We start from the raw sequence: 20050 nt of genomic DNA on the forward strand, positions 1-20050 counted from the left end.
TTTTTTTAGGAATCAATGCGAAGTGATGCTGCCTAATTTCATCCCATTACCTCGGATCAATCAGCAGCTGTGTCCAGTAGCTTCCCAATGCTCCGCCCTCCACATAGCCAACCCCAATTTCAGTAAATTCGGGGTTCAGGATGTGCTGCCGATGCTCAGGGCTTTCCAACCATCCCCGTACAGCCATCTCTGCTGTTTTTGGACCGGCAGCATGATTAGCCGCAGCAATTCGAAATTGTAAGTGGAAATTCCTCATCATTTCAAGGGGTGTTCCGTAGGTTGGACTGATATAGGCAACATATTGTGTATCCCGCATATCCTGTGATTTTAGGCGTGCAATGTCACAGGCTTTTTCATTTAAACTTAAGGGCTTTAGTCCGTGTCTCTGCCGTTCGCGGTTAGTCCATTCAACAGCTTCTCTTTCAATCAGTTTCACTGGTCCGCGCTGCAGTTCCAAGTTAGGGGCTTCACCTGCTTGTCCGCGAGGGTTTGCTTCTTCAAAGTTGAGCCAAATTTGTCTTCCTGTAGCCTGCTGATTGTTTTCTGGCTGATAAAAAATAGGCTGCCCTTGATTTCCTCCTCCCTGATCGGTTTGATTATGTGCACAGGCTGACAGGGTCATTCCCATTGATAATAGTGACAAAGCAAAAAGTCGATATTTTCTTTTCATGGTATTAAATTGCTATGATTGGAATGAATCTATGCTTGGAAAAATTAACAATGGCTCCTTGCTGCGGCAAACTTCCTTGCACAACTGGTACACCTTGTGTCCGATTGTTGCCTGACCTATTGAAAATTGATAGAATCAATATTATTGTGAAGTAGTTCGAATTCTTATGGAGGTGAAGATGGTATGTCTCGGATCTCACTTGATGAGGTAAAACATGTTGCCCATTTAGCCAGATTGGAAATTACCGAAGAAGAAGCTGTAATGTTTACAAAACAATTAGATGCTATTATCAGTTATGCTGAGCAATTAAATGAATTAGATACAGAGAATATTGAACCGACATCCCATGTTTTAGATATGAAGAATGTTATGAGGGAAGATATTCCTGAAAAAGGACTTCCGCGCGAGGAGGTACTGAAAAATGCCCCTGATCATGAAGACGGCCAAATTAAAGTACCATCCATTTTAGACTAGGGGGGATGAGAAGATGTCATTATTTGATCATACATTAGCAGATTTACATGAGCTTTTACATAAAAAAGAAATATCCGTTTCAGACTTAGTTTCTCAATCTTTTCAAAGAATCGAGGAAGTTGATTCTAAAGTAGAAGCCTTTGTAACCTTAAATGAAGAAAAGGCGAAGGAAAAGGCAAAAGAACTAGAAGCCCATATTAAACAGGGCCAAGGCAATGTCCTCTTTGGAATCCCGGTCGGCATTAAGGATAATATCGTAACGAAAGGTCTCCGCACAACCTGCGCAAGTAAAATTCTGGAAAACTTTGATCCGATTTATAATGCAACCGTAATGGACAAGCTCGAAGGACAAGGGGCTGTTACAGTAGGAAAACTAAATATGGATGAGTTCGCAATGGGATCTTCTACGGAAAATTCAAGTGTGAAGAAAACAAGGAACCCTTGGAATTTAGAGGCAGTCCCAGGCGGCTCATCTGGAGGTTCTGCAGCTGCAGTAGCGGCAGGGGAAGTTCCTTATGCATTAGGATCCGATACAGGTGGTTCCATTCGTCAGCCCGCTTCATTTTGTGGAGTTGTTGGGATGAAACCTACATATGGACGTGTATCACGTTTCGGACTGGTCGCTTTTGCCTCCTCTTTGGATCAGATTGGGCCAATAACACGTACCGTTGCGGATAATGCCTATGTATTAGAAGCAATTGCAGGGCTTGATCCAATGGATGCGACTTCAGCGAAAGTTGAGGTTCCGCGTTTTTCAAGTGCACTTACCGGAGATATCAAAGGCCTAAAAATTGCTGTTCCTAAAGAGTATCTTGGTGAAGGCGTTTCCGAAGAAGTACGACAATCGGTGCTTGATGCTTTAAAAGTGCTAGAAGGACTTGGTGCTGCTTGGGAGGAGGTATCACTCCCACATTCAAAATACGGAATCGCGACCTATTATTTATTATCTTCTTCTGAAGCATCAGCCAACCTTGCCAGATTTGACGGGGTTCGCTACGGCTACCGTTCCCCGAATGCTGATAATCTCATGGAGCTTTATAAAAAAACTAGAGCAGAGGGCTTCGGAGATGAAGTAAAGCGCCGGATTATGCTTGGAACCTTTGCTTTAAGTTCCGGATATTATGATGCGTACTATAAAAAAGCGCAGAAGGTAAGGACTTTAATTAAAAAGGATTTTGAAGATGTTTTTGAAAGATATGATGTGATTATTGGACCAACTACACCAACTCCGGCTTTTAAGCTTGGTGAAAAAGTAGATGATCCGTTAACGATGTATGCCAATGATATTTTAACAATTCCGGTTAACCTGGCGGGTGTACCTGGAATCTCGGTCCCTTGCGGATTTTCAAATGGACTTCCATTAGGCCTGCAAATTATCGGAAAGCACTTTGATGAAGCGACTGTTTATAAGGTAGCTCATGCCTTTGAGCAAGCCACAACCTATCATAAAGAAAAGCCAGCGCTGTAAAGGGGGGAAAGTCATGGACTTTGAAACGGTAATAGGTTTAGAAGTACACGTTGAATTAAAAACACAGTCGAAAATATTTTCAAGCAGTCCAAACAACTTTGGGGACGAGCCAAACACCAATACGAGCGTGATTGAGCTTGGTTACCCAGGTGTTTTGCCTGTACTGAATAAAAAGGCCGTCGAGTTTGCAATGAAAGCAGCGATGGCGTTAAATTGTGAAGTTGCTACTATAACAAAGTTTGACCGGAAAAACTATTTTTACCCAGATAATCCAAAAGCATATCAAATTTCTCAATTTGACAAACCGATTGGGGAAAATGGCTGGATTGAGATTGAAGTGAACGGACAAAAGAAGAAGATTGGCATTACAAGACTTCATTTGGAAGAAGATGCGGGAAAACTGAACCATTCGCCAAATGGATATTCGCTTGTGGACTATAACCGCCAAGGGACTCCATTAATTGAAATTGTATCCGAACCAGATATTCGCACCCCTGACGAAGCTTATGCCTATCTAGAAAAATTAAAGTCAATCATTCAATACACAGGGGTTTCCGATTGTAAAATGGAGGAAGGCAGTCTTCGCTGTGATGCGAATATTTCCATCCGTCCAGTCGGGCAAAAGGCATTTGGAACCAAAACAGAGCTCAAAAACTTAAACTCCTTTAACTTTGTCAGAAAAGGATTAGAATATGAAGCAAACCGCCAAAAAGAGATTGTTATGGCTGGCGGAGAAATCCGTCAGGAAACCCGCCGATATGATGAGGCGACCAACACTACCATCTTAATGAGGGTGAAGGAAGGTTCAGAGGACTACCGTTACTTCCCGGAACCAGATCTTGTAGAGCTTTTTATCGATGATGAATGGAAAGAAAGAATCCGTGCTGAAATTCCTGAATTGCCTGATCAGCGGAAAAAGCGATATGTTGAAGAGCTTTCGCTTCCTGCCTATGACGCGCAGGTGCTAACGATTACGAAGGAAATGTCTGATTTTTTTGAAGCGACAATCGCTGCAGGCGCTGATCCGAAACAAGCGTCTAACTGGCTGATGGGTGAGGTGTCAGGCTACCTAAATGCAGAAGGCAAAGAGTTAGCGGATGTTGCACTAACGCCTGAAAGTCTTGCAGGGATGATTAAATTAATTGAAAATGGCACGATTTCCTCTAAAATTGCGAAGAAGGTTTTTAAAGAATTGATTGAAAACGGGGGAGATCCTGAAAAGATTGTGAAAGAACAAGGACTTGTCCAAATCTCTGATGAAGGCACGCTATTAAAGATTATTGCAGAAGTTTTAGACAACAATCCTCAGTCCATTCAAGATTACAAGGATGGAAAAGAAAAAGCGTTAGCTTTCTTGGTAGGTCAAATTATGAAGGCGACGAAAGGACAGGCAAATCCGCCATTAGTTAATAAACTGTTAGTCGAGGAAATCAATAAAAGATAAAATGCTTTGTATGGAGACGGCTCGTTTTTGATCGCGAGCAGTCTCTTTTTTCTAAGCTGATTTTTCGCTTTTTGATAGTATCTTTGGTAAATTTTATAGCAAGTACATAAAGGTTGAGGTGATCTAAAATGGCATTAGAACAATGGTTTGATAAGGGGCTAACGTTTGAACAGTATAAGGAATTAATGAAGGTTAATAAGGAAAACATGCTCTCGATTCTGGAAAGGTTTCAACTGGAGAAAGACGATTTAAAACTGATTGATCAATTAAAAGAGAAGCAGCTAAGAGCCATCGTATTGACAGAAGACTGGTGCGGGGACGCAATGTTAAACGTTCCAATTCTTATGAAAATTGCAGAGAGAGCAAAGATAGATGTTCGCTTCCTTCTACGTGACCAAAACCTAGAATTGATGGACCAGTATTTAACAAATGGAACGTCACGTGCGATTCCAATTTTTATTTTTATTGACAATAAAGGTTCTGAAAAAGCTGTCTGGGGCCCGCGGGCACCGAAGCTGCAGCAGCTTGTAGATGAGGTAAGGGCAGGCCTTCCAGACAAAGAAGATCCAACCTTCACAGAAAAACAAAAGGAGTCTTTCAGGAAATTAACGAAAAGCTATGTAGAGGATGCTGCACTTTGGGATGAGGTTTCCTATAGTATATTGACTACTTTACAAGATAAAGTTTTATAAGATTAAGCAATTTAGGATAAGCCGCTTTCTTCAATTAGGGAAGGCGGTTTTTTTTATATATTGACTCTCTTTTCCTTGCCAATATCAAAAAGTTAAAAAAATTATCAAAATATTCCTTGACAGGAATATTCCTAATTGGTTATATTATAACCATGAACTCAACTTTTAGTGCACTTTCAGAACCAAACAGACTACACATCGTTGAACTTTTGCGTGAAGGCCCCTTGACTGTGGGGGAAATTGCAAATCGTCTCGGCCTGAATCAGCCGCAAACTTCCAAACATCTTCGTGTTCTTAGTGATGCTGGACTTGTTGAGGTACATGCAGTTACGAATCGGCGGTATTACAAATTACGGCCTGAACCTTTTCAAGAGATGGAAGTCTGGCTTGATTCATACCGCCGCTTGTGGAACGAGAGATTCGACCGCTTAGATGATTACCTGCAGGAAATGAAAAGAAAGGAAGGAGAGAAAAAGTAGTAACCAGTAATCTGAATCCTGCCAAAAACTTTTTAACAAATCAATAGGAGGTAGAAAAGATATGGCAGAAGCCAAGCTAAAAAATGATATTAATACGTCTATTGAGGCTGGTTTGGCGTTGAAGGATGGACACTCCCAGTTTGCAACATCGATTTTCGTCCAGGTGGAGTATGGCACTATTGTATGCAGTCGCCTGATGGGAAAATAAAGTCATGGGGTAAAGCAGTTTTCCAAGAAATAGTGGAACCAGAACAAATTGTATATGTTGATTATTTCTCCGATGAAGAAGGTAATATAGCTGAAGAGATGCCTGCCGCACAAATTACGATGACTTTTAAGGAAAAAGAAGGAAAGACTTTACTTGTAAGCAGAACCCATTATGATTCACCGGAAAACCTCAAAAAAGTAATCGACATGGGAGTAATCGCAGGAATAACACAAACATGGAATAGACTTGCACAATTTTTGGGAGAGCTTAAGTAAGGTAGCTTTACGAATATGATTAAAAAGATAGCCGCCAAATCCTTGGCGGCCATTTTTATGGAGTCTAATCTTTTTATATTTTATAGGACGTATTGAGAAATCCTGCCTGTTTAATCGTTTTATATACGATCACAACCGCTGGACCAAGGAATAGACCGGCAACTCCGATTAGTTTTAAACCAATGTAGAGACTGACGAGAACGGCTAATGGCGAAATTCCTAAATTTGTTGATAAGACTTTTGGCTCTAGTATTCTCCTTACCACTGTAATAACGAGGAAAAGAACGATTAAGCCTATCCCGAGTCCGCTATTGCCTTGGATAATAGAAACAATGGCCCACGGGACGAGAGCTGAGCCGGTTCCGAGAATCGGGAGGATATCGACAATTACGATCAAAAGTGAAATTAATGCAGTATAAGGTACCTCTAATAACCACAAACCCCCATAGGCAAGCATGAATGTAACGGCACTTAAAATAACCTGCGCCTTGATAAACCCAACCGCCGCCTGAGTTAATTGGCCAAAAACAAGGCTTACTTTACTATAAGTTTCATCGGTTAAATGGCGTTTCACAGACTCTAACAGATTCGGCAAGTCCAAGCTGATTAAGAAGAGAGCAATCAAGTACACTAAAAACTCAATCATAAAGCTTGGGACACCGGCTGCAAAGCTTAAGATATTTTCAAGAAGAAGCTCAAATACCTGACTTAATGATTCAAGACCATTTTTAATCGCTGCTTCTATTGAGGTAAGTATTTCGGACGGCAGTGTTTCGACGAATGTTTCCCATTTACTCATAGTCGGAAGAATTACGGTATTGTAGAGCTCGTCATAGAGAGCAGGAGCTTTTTCGCTTAGCCCAACTAATTGAGAAAATAGCGTATGTACAATAAAAAAGCTGGCAACTGCGAGAAAGGCGAGATACAAAATGAACGTTAATAAAACCGAATAAAATCGCTTCCACCTAAACAGTTTCGTGAACCACCTGACTAAATATTCCAAAAATATTGCAGTCAGAAGGGCAAGTACTAACGTAACACTATATGGGATTAAAAAAAGAATAACGGCTACAAGGAGCCCTAACCAGATGTACTTTTTCTTCATGAAAACTCTCCATTACGACTATTTTATCTTTAGTATACTGTAAGATTCCCAAAATGAATAATGATAAATGGCTTGAACTTGTGATTTTTTTATCAAACTTAATTCGACATATTTCCAGTGAACTCGGGGTATGCGAGGCACGGTGAAATAGTTAAGGAATTGTTAAGTACGACACAAGATTGTTGCATGACTGTGATCTAATTGACCTTAGCTCCAAAAACCTGCCCGTAAATCAACCACTTCGATTGTTACAAACATTACCGGGCTGTCAAGCAGGCGTAAACGGGAAGATTGTCGATATGGTATAATCACTAGAAAATTATCCTATATTGATTAACGAATAGATAACATTCATTTCCTCAAATACTTCTGAGAGTAGGGATTGTATGAAGGAATTTAAAGTTGGAATTATTGGTACAGGTTTTGGTGGCCTCGTTCAGGCACCTATTTTTAATGTGCATCCTGGCTACAAAGTCCAGGCGATCAGCTCGGTTTCGGGGCAAACAGAAGAGGAAATTACAAATAAAACGGGAATTACTAGCGCGTATACGAGCTGGCAGGAGATGCTTCGGAAGGAAGAACTCGATCTTGTGGTAGTGTCTTCTATTCCAGCAAAGCATTATGAAATGGCCAAAGAGGCTCTTGTAACCAATCATCATGTTCTTTGTGAGAAACCATTTGTGACGAACGCTGATGATTCAAGACAATTAATTCAGCTGAAAAAGCATTGGGGCAGACACGGATTTTTAGATTTTGAGTGGCGATTCCAGCCCGCAAGACAAAAGGCAAAGAGGCTTATTGAAGAAGGTGTGCTCGGCGATATTATTCACATTGATTTTGAATCCAGTATAGCGAGCTACATACCTTTAACAACCAAACCTTTGGGCTGGCTCGGGGATAAAAAGTCATATGGCGGTATGTTTGGGGCTCTTGGTTCTCATATGGTGGATGCGGTTCACTGGTTCACAGGGTCCACGATATTACAGGTATTCGGCCGACTTAGAACAACCATACCAGAGTTAAAGAATGATAACGGAGAAACCATTGAAAAACGAACGACAGATGATCTCTTTACAATTGTCGGAGAAACAGAGAAAGGAACAAGTTTTACGTTACAGGCAGTTACACCTGTCAGACATGGCCTGGGCTCTTCTCTGCGAATCTATGGCACAAAAGGGACTATACATATAATCAATGATACAAAACTGTTAGTAGGCAAAGAAGATTCGAATCTAGAGGAAATAAAGCTAGAGCTGGAGCCCATTCCAATTGCGATTCAAAATCCGGCCATTCGTTACTATCATGCTTTTAATGCCTTTATTCAAGCGATGTATGAATATTTGACAGATGAAAGGAAAAATCCAGACCTTCCATTATTTGAAGATGGACATCGGCAGCAGCTTGTGATGGATGCTGTGTTCCAATCTGTCAAACAAGGAAAATTAACAAGAGTCCTAATTGAATAATTATTTTACTAACCTCGTTCCTGTTTCAAGGAAACGAGGTTTTATTTTTTAAAAGCTTGTAGGGTTTTCTTTTTCTGGCTCGTTTATTAAAGTAGTGTGTATGGTTGTTTGAAGAGAAAGGGGGGAGAGACATAGAAGTTCAAAACTTAATAAATCAGGTAAAAAAGGGCAACCAGCATGCTTTTCGACTGATTGTAGAGCACTTCCAGGGGTACATTTTCCATATAGCTTTTGGGATTTTACGTAACGAAAAGGATGCGGAAGACGCAGCCCAAGAAATATTTTTGAAAATCTTTCTTTCTCTCCCCCATTATGAGGATCAGGGATTTAAAACATGGATTACACGTATTGCAACCAACCATGCCATTGATATGAAAAGAAAAGCTTACCGAAAACGGGAGGAAGCATCAGTCTCAGTTTATGAGGATTATCAGGCTCCCTCAAATGAAAGTGTAGAGAAGGTGTTTTTTAGAGAAGAGCACCTGGCTCTAATTCGTTCCAGATTGGATGAAATCCCAACCAGCTATCGCGATGTGGTTTATGGTTTTTACATACAGGAGAAAAGCTATCAGGAATTAGCAGATGAGATGAATGTCCAAACGAAGACGATTGAGATGAAGCTATACAGAGCACGCAAGTGGATGAAAGAAAACTGGAAGGAGGACGATTTTGTATGAGTCATTTTTCGTATGAAGAGTGGTTGAACTATGTAAAGGGTGAAATTCCCGATGATACAAGGGCCTTATATGAGGATCATTTATTTAATTGTGAAGCCTGTTTAGAACTGTATTCGGAAGCCATCTCTTTCCATGAAGATACTCTGCCGAACCTATCCAGTTCACATTTTGCGGATGATGTGATGAAACTGATTGAGAAAGAAATTAGACAAAGTGAAAGAAATGACCAAATTACCGATTTTAAAAATAAAAAGCAAAAATCGTTCGTCCAATCCGTTTGGTTTCATTATGCAACAGCTGCCAGCTTTACGCTCATTTTAACGTTTAGCGGCGTCTTTCAGTCTATGTATGGGGTAATAGAGAAATTTGAAAATAATGCGCAGGCAAAAGAACCTTCCATCACGGAAACGGTTATGAATAAAACCTTATCCTGGCTGGATGAGTGGGAAGAAGATAACAAGGAGGCGAAGGAAAAGTGAAAAACCCTTTGATTGCATTTTTATTAGGCTTTTTCCCGGGTGGGGGGTTACTCTACCTAGGAAAGTTTTTAAGAGGGCTTTTCTATATGGCTGGGGTCTTTGGCGGCCCAGTCTTAGGAGTAATATTAAATGAGATCACGTGGATTAACGAGTTTATTTTTCTTGGATTTGGCGGAGCACTCGTGCTCTATATCATCAATCTGATTGACACAGCCATTACAGCATCAAAAATCTATCAACAAAAAGAAGAAGGGATCTCTCCTTCTCGAAATTCAGATTCTGAACGCTTTTACACGATTATTCTTTCCTTTGTACCGGGACTAGGGCATTTTCAGCTCGGTCTGATGAATCGAGGAATTACATTACTTGCTGCATTCCTGGGACTTGGCGTTATGGTTTTCTTTGTTTCCTTCCTTTCTCATCGTGGTGAGTTTCTTATCTTTCTGCTGCTCCTTCCGGTTATCTGGTTTTACGGATTTTTTGATGCCATGCAGTTATTAGAGAAAAAACGCCGTGGTGAAGAACTTGTAGACCGGACCATTTTAGAGGATTTTGAGAACAGAAGGGAAGAAGGGAAGAAGAGCAAGGCGATTGCGACCTTCCTTTCAATCTTTCCGGGAGCGGGCCACCTTTATTTAGGTTTACAAAGGCGCGGGATTCAGCTGATGGCAGCTTTCCTGTTTGCGATTTATATATTAGACGTCCTGCGATTAGGCATCTTCCTGTTTTTAATCCCGATTATTTGGTTTTATAGCTTTTTTGATGGGCTGCAAAAAGCTTCACGGTCGCATGAGGTTCAGGAAGATACTCCAATTATCTCTTATTTTGTCAACTATCAGAAATGGGTTGGGGCAGGACTAATTTTGATCGGTCTCTACTACTTTGTGGCTAATATACTGCTTCCTGGTTTGGCTCCTTATTTGCAAAGAGTTTTTCAGATTGATTTTTACTTCTGGTTCCACCAATACTTCCAAACAACGGTCATTTGTATACTGCTTATTGCTGGAGGGATCAAGCTCTTATTCGGTAAAAAGAAAGAGGAGGGTACAGAATGAGGACCTGGAGAGTTGGAACATTTTCAATGGGAGCATCCCTGCTGTTTTTAGGGATTGCTCTCCTTGTTACCCAATTTGCAGACTTCAATATAACCAAGATTTTAGTTAGCTGGTGGCCATTTATATTTATTGTATTAGGGATTGAGGTTATTCTCTATCTATGGCTGCAAAAGTCTGGAAAGGAAATGTTAAAGTATGATGTTTTAAGCATATTTTTAATCGGTATATTGGGAATGACTGGGCTCGCGTTTACGATCCTCTCACAAATAGGAGTTGCCGATTCGGTTGAGGCCATGCTTTTCCGGGAACATCAGACTCTAGAATTGCCGGCCTATGACGAGGTTTTACAAGAGGAAATCAAACGTGTGGTCATACAAAATTCAAGCCAGACATCATTAACCATTGAGTCTACAAATTCTTCCGGCTTTTCGATATTTGGGTCTTATACAGGAGAGATTAGCAAAAAGGATGGAAGAGTGGAAACTGTTGATGACTATCTTTCCACTACAATCAAAGGAGACACTTTGTATGTTACGCTTATGGAACCAGCAGCGCCATCCGAACCTTTTTCTGCCTATATATCAATGGAGGCAACTGTCCTGATTCCACAGAATCTCAAGCTTGAAGTAATGGGAGATTATGCTCCTGTTACATTAAAACCCCGTACAATGGCAAGTAATTGGATTGTAAAAGATAGCAATTATGTTTCTTTATTTTTAGAGAAAGATAAACTTATAGCGATGGAAGCCACTGGTGTCGAAGATGTCTCAAGTAATATAGAAGAGCTAAAGATTGAAGAAGAACAGCCACAGAAGGAAAAAATGGGAGAGGAATATGACGTTGAGACAGTGCATGGGAAAAATGTATCTCTTGGAGAAACAAATGCCAAAAAGCAGATATATATTGTGAACGCATCATCACTGAATGTTCAGCAAACACCCTAAATACCCGGCACATAACAGAAGAATATATTCTCTAAATTTTAACCGTGTTTTATTGTAAATATAATTATATTTGCTTTCATCGTCGTCCATCGTTATTATGTTAAATAGTGGAATTACAATGCAAATAAATTAGGATGATGAGAAGATGAAAAGAGCGAGAATTATATATAATCCAACATCTGGAAGAGAAATATTTAAAAGGCATCTGCCTGAAGTTCTGCAAAGGTTAGAAGAAGCGGGATTCGAAACGTCCTGCCATGCCACTACAGGAGAAGGCGATGCCACAAGAGCTGCTGAGATCGCAGTAGAGCGAAAATATGATGTGGTGATTGCAGCTGGAGGCGATGGCACAATCAACGAGGTGGTAAACGGTCTAGCAGAAAAGGAATACCGGCCAAAGCTAGGCATTATCCCGGTTGGAACTACAAATGACTTCGGACGGGCTATCCGCGTCCCAAGATCTGTTGAGCGTGCAGTCGATATCATCGTGAAAGGGGAGACCATCCCGATTGATATTGGCAAAATGAATAATAAATATTTTATCAATATCGCTGGTGGCGGCCGTTTAACCGAATTAACCTATGATGTGCCAAGCCGATTAAAAACTGTACTAGGTCAGCTTGCATATTACCTTAAAGGAATTGAGATGCTGCCATCACTTAAGGCAACAGAAACCCGCATTGAATATGACGGTAAAGAATTTGAAGGGGAAATCATGCTTTTTCTAATTGCCAATACGAATTCAGTTGGAGGCTTTGAAAAGCTAGCCCCGGATGCGTCCCTGAATGACGGTATGTTCACCTTGCTGATCTTGAAAAAAACCAACCTTGCTGAGTTCGTTAGGCTTGTTACTTTAGCCGTAAGAGGGGATCACATCAATGATGATCACGTTATTTACACAAAAGCAAATCGGATTAAGGTCACATCTGAGCAAAAATTGCTATTAAATCTCGACGGTGAATACGGCGGAGAAGTACCAGCGGAATTCGTCAATCTATACCGCCACATTGAGGTTTTTGTACCGTATGATGAGATCAGAGAAGAAGATCGTGTATAAAAATGTAGCCCTGTCGTTGGACGGGGTATTTTTTTATCCAGCCTGTGTTTTAAACAAACGTTTGTTTAAAAATTCGATTAAAACGATTAAATCAAAGATTTAGCGAGTATTAATAAAAAATAAAAGAAGTGGGGGATGAAAATGATTAGAAGAGCAAAGCTCGAGGATGTAACCGAAATAGTAAGGTTATCCTCACAGCTGGGATATCCGGTTTCGGTCGAACAAGGAAGATCACGTCTAGAACGTCTGCTGGATAACCCGGAGCATGCTGTGTTTGTGTATGAGACAGGGGAAAATAAGCTTGGAGGCTGGGTCCATGTTTTTGGAAAGCTTTTAATCGGGTTAGAGTACGCCGAAATTGGCGGACTAGTTGTCGATCAGCAATCGCGAAGACAAGGTATTGGCGCGAAATTAATGAAACAATGTGAAGACTGGGCTAGGGACTATGGATTTTCGCAAGTAAGACTGCGTTCCGGCGGTCAAAGAAAAGAGGCGCACCAATTTTATAAACAGATCGGATACGAAAACATCAAATGGTCACAAGTCTTTTGCTTAAACTTTAGGAATATAGAATATTAAACAAACGTTTAATTAAACTCCAGAAATTCCCTGGATTTTAAGTCTTTTAGTTTAAAAGTGGCTCTCTCCTTCTGCTGTTCATGTATAATGAAAGAAAAATAGAAATGGAGAGCTGGCAATGACAACTATTTTTCAATGTCAATCCGAAGCAGAACTCAAGAGAGCTTTTCCTGTCCTGAAGGAGCTTCGTACACATCTTTCAGAAGAAGATTTTTTCTCATTGTATGGGGAAATGAAAAAACAGGGATTTCAATTATATGCTTTAGAGGATGAAGGTGGTATTAAAGCGGTAACAGGCGTCCAAATATGCACTAACTTTTACAACCTTCGGAATATGTACGTCCATGATTTAGTTACGAAATCGACGGAACGTTCAAAAGGATATGGTGAGACGCTGCTTCGTTTCATTCATGACCTGGCCAGAGAAAATGATTGCTCTTGTGTGTATCTATCTTCCGGCTTGCAAAGAGTCGATGCCCACCGTTTTTATACAGATAAAATGGGATATGAAAAGAAAAGTTATACGTTTTTATATAAACTATAAAATAGAGAGGTGCATGAAAGCTGCATATAAAATTACTTGAGGTAACAGAAGATACATTTTGGGATGTAATTAATTTAAAATCAGATCAGGATCAAGATCAGCAAATTCAAATCTTCGAGAGATGGGTAGGGTCTAATGCCTTTTTCCTGGGGGCTTGTTATGTTTATGGTTTTGTTCCAAGAGCAATATACGACAATCAAACTTTAATAGGATTTACGTCTTTTGGTTATAGAAAAGAGCATCAAAGATATGAATTAATCAGTATAATGATTGGACATCAATTTCAGGGCAGAGGTTATGGTCTTCCTGTTTTAAATGCCGTCATTGATGAAATGGTTAAGATGTATAACTGTAAAGAAATCTATTTATCAGTGATTTATAATAATGATAGAGCGATCAAGGTCTATGAAAAACGTGGTTTTAAACCAACTGGAGAGATTGAGAAAGGCCACCATGATGAACCTGTGTATTGCTTGAAGCTAGATTAATTGTCACAAGCCTTTGATACATATAGGGGGGACAGACTCCCCCTTTCTATAATCCTTCCATTAATCGAGATATCGTATTTATCCTGGCCACTCTCAGCTTTATTTCCGACTCTTTTTCGATCAGATTTTTAAACTCCATTCATACAAGTTCAAATTCAACAGGGCGATCCATTAGAAAACTCATTTCATGCTCGATTTCTAGCCAGCTGGAAAGGTCTATTTCGTTATGCTGGATCTGAACCTCGAGCTTGTCCAATACATCGTAATCTTTGCTTCAAAACTGGTTTTCTCTTCGTATTCCTGCCAAAGAACAATTCTCCCCCGATTTCGCCACTCGTTTATTTTCATACTTGTTCATTTTTTTGCTTCATCTTCAAATGCAGGAATATCACCAGCTACAGCCTCCGCCAAGATGTGAATTGAATCATTTTTAATAGTTTCTCCATGTTGACTCCTTGCTTTAGAAGGGGAACGAGATAAATCTATTGGTATAAGCATTTATTTCCATTTTTTATCATACACTAGTTTGGTGCATTTTTCCTGCATCCCGCACTCTTATATTCTCTTGGATATGATTTAAAAAATTGCCAAATTATGAAACTATTTCTAAAACCCGTTCGTATGTAAAAGAGGAAGAAAGCAGCTGGCTTTCGCCATTATAAAGGGAGGGATTTTCATGTTCGAACTTTTTAAACGGGTGAAAACGGTGGTGGCATCTGAGCTCCATGCATTGATTGACAAGGCAGAAGATCCGATTCACATGATTGACCAGTACATGAGGGAAATGAATCATGAGATTGTCGAGGCTGAAAAGGCTACAGCAAAAATGATGGGAGAAGAAAAACTCCTGGCACGGAAAGTAGAAGAAACGAAAAAACTCATCGAAAAGCGTGAACTACAAGCAATTGAGGCATTGAAAAATAACCGCGAAGATTTAGCCAAGCGGGCTCTAGAAGATAAGAGCCACCTCACTAAAGAGCATCAACAATTAGAAGACCTTCACACTCAAGCACTCCACCAAGTCGTCGACCTCAAGGAAAAGCTAAAAATCATGAAAAATGAATACCGCGAAATGGAATTAAAACGAAACTCCTTAAAGGCGCGGGCGGAAGCAGCAAAAGCTAAAACCTCCATCAATCGTGCATTATCCACAACGAATACAGCTAGTGCAAAAAAGGGTTTTGAGCGTATGGAAGAAAAAGTCCTGCGCCAAGAAGCAGAAGCAGAAACCAGTGAGGATTTGCAAATGATGAATAAATCATTAGACCAGGAATTAAATGAAATAACAGGTAAAAGTGAAGTGGAATTAGAATTGGAGCGGTTAAAAGAAAGGCTGCAAGAAGATAAAAAATCAAGTTAAAGGATGAAGGAGTATGGAACTGTTTGGCGCACCCATTGAATCAATCTATTTAGCTGCACTCATTATTTCTGGGCTCATTACGGTTCTGTATATATTGTTTGGCGATGTTCTAGAGGGATTGACGGAAGCGACTGGTTTTTTGAACCCCACATTACTTTTAGCCTTTTTCACTTTTTTTTCAGCTAGTGGCTACTTATGGGAGATACTCACTCCCCTTAACAGCATATTAATCATCGCAATTTCTATCCTAATTGCCATTCTATTAGATACGCTCTTAAATGTCTTTGTCTTGATTCCTCTTTCATCTGCAGAGGAATCACTGGTATACACGGAGGAATCGTTAAAAGGAAGAATTGGCAAGGTGATTCTTTCAGTACCCAAGGACGGTTATGGAGAAGTAGTGATTGAAAGCAATAGCGGAAATATCGCCAAACCAGCAGCAAGCTTTGATGATCTTCCTATACCTGAGGGGAGTCAGGTCCTGGTGATCGATGTGAAATCTGGAGTACTGTATGTTACTCCGCATGAATCCTTTGATGAAATTTTATAGTAGGGGGAATGGAAGATGACAACTATACTATGGATTGTCATAGGGGTTGCCGTATTTCTGGTTTTAGCACTAATTGGTGTATTTGTATCAAAATATAAAACAGCAGGACCGGACGAAGCTCTGATTGTAACTGGAAGTTATTTAGGCAGTAAAAATGTGCATGTCGATGAATCTGGGAATAAAATAAAAATTGTTCGGGGCGGAGGTACCTTTGTATTACCGGTTTTTCAACAGGCAGAACCGTTAAGCTTACTTTCTAGCAAATTAGATGTGAGTACACCAGAAGTATATACAGAGCAAGGTGTTCCAGTTATGGCGGATGGAACCGCGATTATAAAAATTGGCGGATCCATCAGTGAGATTGCAACGGCTGCTGAGCAGTTTCTTGGAAAAACGAAACAAGACCGAGAAAATGAAGCAAGAGAAGTGCTGGAGGGTCATCTTCGCTCCATTTTAGGGTCTATGACCGTAGAAGAAATCTATAAAAACAGAGAAAAATTCTCGCAAGAGGTCCAGCGCGTGGCCTCCCAAGATTTAGCGAAAATGGGTCTTGTTATCGTATCTTTTACAATTAAGGATGTAAGAGACAAAAATGGGTATTTAGAATCATTAGGGAAACCGAGAATTGCTCAAGTTAAGCGGGATGCTGATATTGCTACAGCAGAGGCTGAAAAGGAAACCCGCATTAAACGGGCGGAAGCCGATAAAGATGCAAAAAAAGCTGAGCTTGAACGAGCCACTGAAATTGCCGAAGCTGAAAAAATCAATCAGATGAAAATGGCTGATTTCCGCAGAGAGCAGGATATTGCGAAAGCTCGGGCCGACCAAGCATATGATCTCGAAACCGCAAGAGCCAGACAAGAAGTAACAGAACAAGAAATGCAAGTCAAAATCATTGAGAGACAAAAGCAAATTGAGCTGGAAGAAAAAGAAATTCTTCGACGTGAGCGCCAGTACGACTCGGAAGTGAAAAAGAAAGCCGATGCAGACCGTTATGCTGTTGAGCAGGCTGCTGCAGCCAATAAGCTAAAAGAGATCGCAGAGGCGGATGCCAACAAATACCGAATCGAAGCAATGGCTAAAGCTGAAGCTGAAAAGGTTCGAATTGCAGGGATTGCCAAAGCTGAAGCGGAACGGGCACAAGGGGAAGCCGAAGCAGAGGTTACACGCCTAAAAGGTCTGGCTGAAGCCGAAGCAAAGCGTAAGATTGCCGAGGCTTTCGAATATTATGGTCAAGCGGCTATTTTAGATATGATTATTCGTATGATTCCAGAGTATGCAAAACAAGTTGCCAGCCCGCTGTCCAATATCGATAAAATCACAGTTGTTGATACAGGCAGCAGCGGTTCCAATGGCGGTGCCAATAAAGTAACAGGCTATGCGACAAACCTTATGTCTAGTTTACAAGAAACGTTAAAGGCTTCATCTGGCATAGATGTAAAGGAGCTGTTAGAAAACATTACAGGTAAAAACCGCTCTCTTTCAAGACTCAATGACTATGGCTTTACCATGAAAGAAACAACAGAGGAAATGGCTGCATCAGGGGATGTCAATGATGGAGATAAAGAGTAGGAAGTAAGGTTAATTTAACAGGATTGTAAAAAAATTTAAGATTACTAGTATAAATTAAAGGGAAAAGGGGAAAAGTAAGAATACCAATGTATCCCCCCTATAATATACATGGTTTGGGCCTCCTGTTTGGGAGGCAATTTTTTTGGTTATGTTTAGTTAACAGGAGAGAATCTATCGAGTCCAATCCCGCAATTAAATAAGAAATGATTATCACTTCCTATAATAAATCCATACTATATACTTCCGTCAATCTTTATTACAGTAAGAATGGGAGGGGATAAAATGACTTTTCAATTTGAAAGCATTGATCATGTTCAGCTGGCTGCACCTAAAGGCTGCGAGGAACAGGCAAGACAATTTTACAATGGAATATTAGGATTTATGGAAAAGGAAAAACCTGAGGAATTAAAGAAAAATGGCGGGGTTTGGTTCCAGACGGGGACGATTGAGATTCACATTGGTGTGGAGGATCCGTTCCTTCCGGCTAAAAAGGCACACCCTGCGTTTGTAATCTCGGATCTGGCGTTATTTATCAAACACTTAGATAAACACGAGCTTGAGTATATGAAAGATGATAGATTGCCAGGGGCTAACCGAATATATATGTATGATCCATTTGGAAACCGGATTGAAGTGCTAGAGTGGAAAAAGTAAATACGAGCCTGCTTTTATTTTTTCGTAAAGCAGGCTTTTCTTGAAATGATTAAAGCAATAATTCGACGTTTCAACTAATTTTTATCTTTTATTTCCTAAGAAATAATTATTTTCGACAGTTTTGCCTAGCGGATGCTGTCACAAGCAATACCATCGCCATCCCCGTCTAGCCGAAAAGGATCTCCGGATCCGGTTTCTTTAAAAAAAGCTTGCGCTTCTTCCCAATTTGAAAAATCACTGCAATCAAGATCCTGAACATTGGATTGAGGACTGTTTGAACTGCCAGGGTTTTCGGTTTCTTCATACGTAACATTATCTTCATATCCATCTTCTGATACATAGTTCTCAACCGACCAAATGTTTTTTTCTTCAAGCTTAGCTTGATTTTCAATATCACGAAAATGATCGACATACTTCGTATTAGGCGGATAAACCGCAACACGGGCTAAACCTTCACGTAACAATATTTCATTAAACATAGTGTCATCCACCCAAATATATGCTAGCAATCTCCCAAAGCGATCACGCTCTTCGACCCCTACCTCTAAGCCAACTGATTTACCTTCTAAATGCTGCTTTGTAAAAGCTTCAGCTTCTTTTCCGAAGGGCTGAGGCTCTCCCGCATATTTCCCTTTGCTTTCAGGTGTATCGACTAAAATAAATCTTACCGTTTCTTCTTTACCGCTCTCTAATTCGACCTCTACTGTATCACCATCAATAACTCGGGTTACTTTTGCAATTAATAGATTTTCAGGCCGATCATTTGAAGGACTTGATACGATCGTCGAGCAGCTGACTAATAATACAGCACTAAGAGCCATTAAGACTAGAGTTTTTCCAGTAAGATGACGAAGCCATGGTGCAATTAATCTCAAGGTATATATCCCCTTTTCAAAGATTTCTTCCATCCAAGTATAGCACGGAGTTGTTCAAATGAAATCGGATAGATATTTCAATTTATTTAGTCTTTCATATCATTTATCTTCTTGCTGGAAAAATGGCTGCTAGCCTATTTTTGTACTTTTCCACGCTTGTCTCGGTCACTTTGTACCAAATGAAAATAGGATATAGTGAGCTCGTTTAGAGGGGTGTTGAAAAATACGAGCCAGTTGAACGAGACCGTAACACTCTTTTTATTGTTTATAATTCGTGGTTCTTTTCTTCTTAATAGTATATGCCAATACCGAACTACCGCTGGTTGTAATGTGATAATTGGTTTGGGGCATCTCCTTTGTGTAAAGATCGGGTATCAAAAAAAGTAAGGCTTGCACCGCCTTATACGACGTGAACTCCTAACTCCCCTCGAAGAAGGCCCACCTTTAGGGTGGGTTTCTTTCGTATAAATGGGAAACAAGATACACAGATCGGGCTAAGTTTGCAAACTGCGGTAATCGAAATGAAAATTTCCTATTATTTTTGGGAAAATTCAACGTTTGTCCGACGCAAATTGTCCAAATAATGCGTACGATAGTGTAGAAATGGTTGGGGAGGTGAACATTCTATGTGGTGTGGTTATGGAAACTATGGATACAACGGCAACGTAGCAGGAGCTTATGGCGGCAATAACACATTTGTGTTAATCGTTGTATTGTTTATCCTTCTCATTATTGTTGGTTGCGTCTGCTTTAATGGCTAATTCGACAAACATCGGGTGGTGACAGGCACTGCCCGAGTTTTGTCTTTTTTTATGGAGTCTCGGTTATAATGGGGGAGAGGCTGAAAATAGAATGTTCGTGACTTTATATGGTACAATGGGTTGCGTGATTTTTAATCAAACGTTTGTTTAAACTAAACATATTAAATAGCTGAT

23 protein-coding genes and 1 pseudogene are annotated in these 20050 nt (G+C 40.2%); 21 read left to right on the forward strand and 3 right to left on the reverse strand.

The window, feature by feature from the left end:
• Positions 1 to 46 precede the first annotated feature (46 nt).
• Positions 47 to 670, reverse strand: coding sequence for a CAP domain-containing protein (locus tag MLE14_RS16500; protein WP_243299514.1), 624 nt, complete (start codon positions 668 to 670; stop codon positions 47 to 49).
• A 183-nt stretch (positions 671 to 853) separates the two neighbouring features.
• Here MLE14_RS16500 and gatC point away from each other — a divergent pair, with 183 nt between their 5' ends.
• The 7 genes from gatC to MLE14_RS16535 all read left to right on the forward strand — a co-directional run bounded on the left by gatC (position 854) and on the right by MLE14_RS16535 (position 5710).
• A complete protein-coding gene (gene gatC / locus MLE14_RS16505; RefSeq protein WP_243299515.1) occupies positions 854 to 1144 on the forward strand; it encodes an Asp-tRNA(Asn)/Glu-tRNA(Gln) amidotransferase subunit GatC in 291 nt (96 codons plus the stop codon).
• 13 nt (positions 1145 to 1157) lie between these two features.
• Positions 1158 to 2612 (forward strand): Asp-tRNA(Asn)/Glu-tRNA(Gln) amidotransferase subunit GatA, encoded by a 1455-nt coding sequence (gene gatA, locus MLE14_RS16510; protein ID WP_243299516.1) that lies wholly within the window; start codon positions 1158 to 1160, stop codon positions 2610 to 2612.
• A 13-nt stretch (positions 2613 to 2625) separates the two neighbouring features.
• Positions 2626 to 4056: an Asp-tRNA(Asn)/Glu-tRNA(Gln) amidotransferase subunit GatB gene (gatB, locus tag MLE14_RS16515; protein ID WP_243299517.1), complete on the forward strand. Its 1431-nt coding sequence runs from the start codon at positions 2626 to 2628 to the stop codon at positions 4054 to 4056.
• Positions 4057 to 4184: 128 nt separating this feature from the next.
• Positions 4185 to 4748, forward strand: coding sequence for a thioredoxin family protein (locus tag MLE14_RS16520; protein ID WP_243299518.1), 564 nt, complete (start codon positions 4185 to 4187; stop codon positions 4746 to 4748).
• A gap of 152 nt (positions 4749 to 4900) precedes the next feature.
• Positions 4901 to 5227, forward strand: a complete 327-nt coding sequence (locus MLE14_RS16525) for an ArsR/SmtB family transcription factor (RefSeq protein WP_243299519.1) — start codon at positions 4901 to 4903, stop codon at positions 5225 to 5227.
• Positions 5228 to 5288: 61 nt separating this feature from the next.
• Positions 5289 to 5435, forward strand: a complete 147-nt coding sequence (locus MLE14_RS16530; protein ID WP_243299520.1) for a hypothetical protein — start codon at positions 5289 to 5291, stop codon at positions 5433 to 5435.
• Positions 5375 to 5710, forward strand: a complete 336-nt coding sequence (locus MLE14_RS16535) for an SRPBCC family protein (RefSeq protein WP_313897772.1) — start codon at positions 5375 to 5377, stop codon at positions 5708 to 5710. Before MLE14_RS16530 ends, MLE14_RS16535 begins: the two co-directional genes overlap by 61 nt.
• Positions 5711 to 5783: 73 nt before the next feature.
• Here the strand turns inward: MLE14_RS16535 and ytvI are convergent, their stop codons facing one another.
• Entirely contained in the window at positions 5784 to 6815 is a 1032-nt protein-coding gene (gene ytvI, locus MLE14_RS16540) for a sporulation integral membrane protein YtvI (RefSeq protein ID WP_243299522.1), read from the reverse strand.
• Between the two features lie 386 nt (positions 6816 to 7201).
• Between ytvI and MLE14_RS16545 the strand changes: the two genes are divergently transcribed.
• From MLE14_RS16545 to MLE14_RS16605, 13 genes are all read left to right on the forward strand, one after another.
• Entirely contained in the window at positions 7202 to 8281 is a 1080-nt protein-coding gene (locus MLE14_RS16545; RefSeq protein ID WP_243299523.1) for a Gfo/Idh/MocA family protein, read from the forward strand.
• A 104-nt stretch (positions 8282 to 8385) separates the two neighbouring features.
• A complete protein-coding gene (locus tag MLE14_RS16550) occupies positions 8386 to 8958 on the forward strand; it encodes a sigma-70 family RNA polymerase sigma factor (protein WP_243299524.1) in 573 nt (190 codons plus the stop codon).
• Positions 8955 to 9437: a hypothetical protein gene (locus tag MLE14_RS16555; RefSeq protein WP_243299525.1), complete on the forward strand. Its 483-nt coding sequence runs from the start codon at positions 8955 to 8957 to the stop codon at positions 9435 to 9437. Before MLE14_RS16550 ends, MLE14_RS16555 begins: the two co-directional genes overlap by 4 nt.
• Positions 9434 to 10492: a hypothetical protein gene (locus MLE14_RS16560; protein WP_243299526.1), complete on the forward strand. Its 1059-nt coding sequence runs from the start codon at positions 9434 to 9436 to the stop codon at positions 10490 to 10492. Before MLE14_RS16555 ends, MLE14_RS16560 begins: the two co-directional genes overlap by 4 nt.
• Positions 10489 to 11436, forward strand: coding sequence for a hypothetical protein (locus MLE14_RS16565; RefSeq protein ID WP_243299527.1), 948 nt, complete (start codon positions 10489 to 10491; stop codon positions 11434 to 11436). The genes MLE14_RS16560 and MLE14_RS16565 overlap by 4 nt, the downstream gene beginning before the upstream one ends.
• A 145-nt stretch (positions 11437 to 11581) precedes the next feature.
• Positions 11582 to 12493, forward strand: coding sequence for a diacylglycerol kinase (locus MLE14_RS16570; RefSeq protein WP_243299528.1), 912 nt, complete (start codon positions 11582 to 11584; stop codon positions 12491 to 12493).
• A 141-nt stretch (positions 12494 to 12634) separates the two neighbouring features.
• On the forward strand, positions 12635 to 13072 hold the full coding sequence (locus MLE14_RS16575; RefSeq protein WP_243299529.1) for a GNAT family N-acetyltransferase: 438 nt from the start codon (positions 12635 to 12637) through the stop codon (positions 13070 to 13072).
• Positions 13073 to 13190: 118 nt separating this feature from the next.
• Positions 13191 to 13616, forward strand: coding sequence for a GNAT family N-acetyltransferase (locus MLE14_RS16580; protein ID WP_243299530.1), 426 nt, complete (start codon positions 13191 to 13193; stop codon positions 13614 to 13616).
• Between the two features lie 68 nt (positions 13617 to 13684).
• A complete protein-coding gene (locus tag MLE14_RS16585; RefSeq protein ID WP_313897773.1) occupies positions 13685 to 14104 on the forward strand; it encodes a GNAT family N-acetyltransferase in 420 nt (139 codons plus the stop codon).
• Between the two features lie 676 nt (positions 14105 to 14780).
• Positions 14781 to 15464, forward strand: a complete 684-nt coding sequence (locus tag MLE14_RS16590; protein ID WP_243299531.1) for a PspA/IM30 family protein — start codon at positions 14781 to 14783, stop codon at positions 15462 to 15464.
• A gap of 13 nt (positions 15465 to 15477) precedes the next feature.
• Complete coding sequence (locus MLE14_RS16595; protein ID WP_243299532.1) at positions 15478 to 16014, forward strand: hypothetical protein; 537 nt, start codon at positions 15478 to 15480, stop codon at positions 16012 to 16014.
• Between the two features lie 15 nt (positions 16015 to 16029).
• Positions 16030 to 17586: a flotillin family protein gene (locus tag MLE14_RS16600; RefSeq protein WP_243299533.1), complete on the forward strand. Its 1557-nt coding sequence runs from the start codon at positions 16030 to 16032 to the stop codon at positions 17584 to 17586.
• 282 nt (positions 17587 to 17868) lie between these two features.
• Positions 17869 to 18240 carry a VOC family protein gene (locus MLE14_RS16605; protein WP_243299534.1) on the forward strand — a complete coding sequence of 124 codons (372 nt, stop codon included), beginning with the start codon at positions 17869 to 17871 and terminating at the stop codon, positions 18238 to 18240.
• A 125-nt stretch (positions 18241 to 18365) separates the two neighbouring features.
• On the opposite strand, the gene MLE14_RS16610 is transcribed toward MLE14_RS16605, so the two are convergent.
• Positions 18366 to 19115: a thermonuclease family protein gene (locus MLE14_RS16610; RefSeq protein WP_243299535.1), complete on the reverse strand. Its 750-nt coding sequence runs from the start codon at positions 19113 to 19115 to the stop codon at positions 18366 to 18368.
• Between the two features lie 617 nt (positions 19116 to 19732).
• Here MLE14_RS16610 and MLE14_RS16615 point away from each other — a divergent pair.
• Positions 19733 to 19876 (forward strand): annotated as a pseudogene (locus MLE14_RS16615) (YjcZ family sporulation protein); the annotation flags it as partial.
• Between the last annotated feature and the right edge of the window lie 174 nt (positions 19877 to 20050).

Origin of the sequence: Bacillus litorisediminis (assembly GCF_022808645.1) — a bacterium.
Lineage (GTDB): Bacteria > Bacillota > Bacilli > Bacillales > JC228 > Bacillus_BF > Bacillus_BF litorisediminis.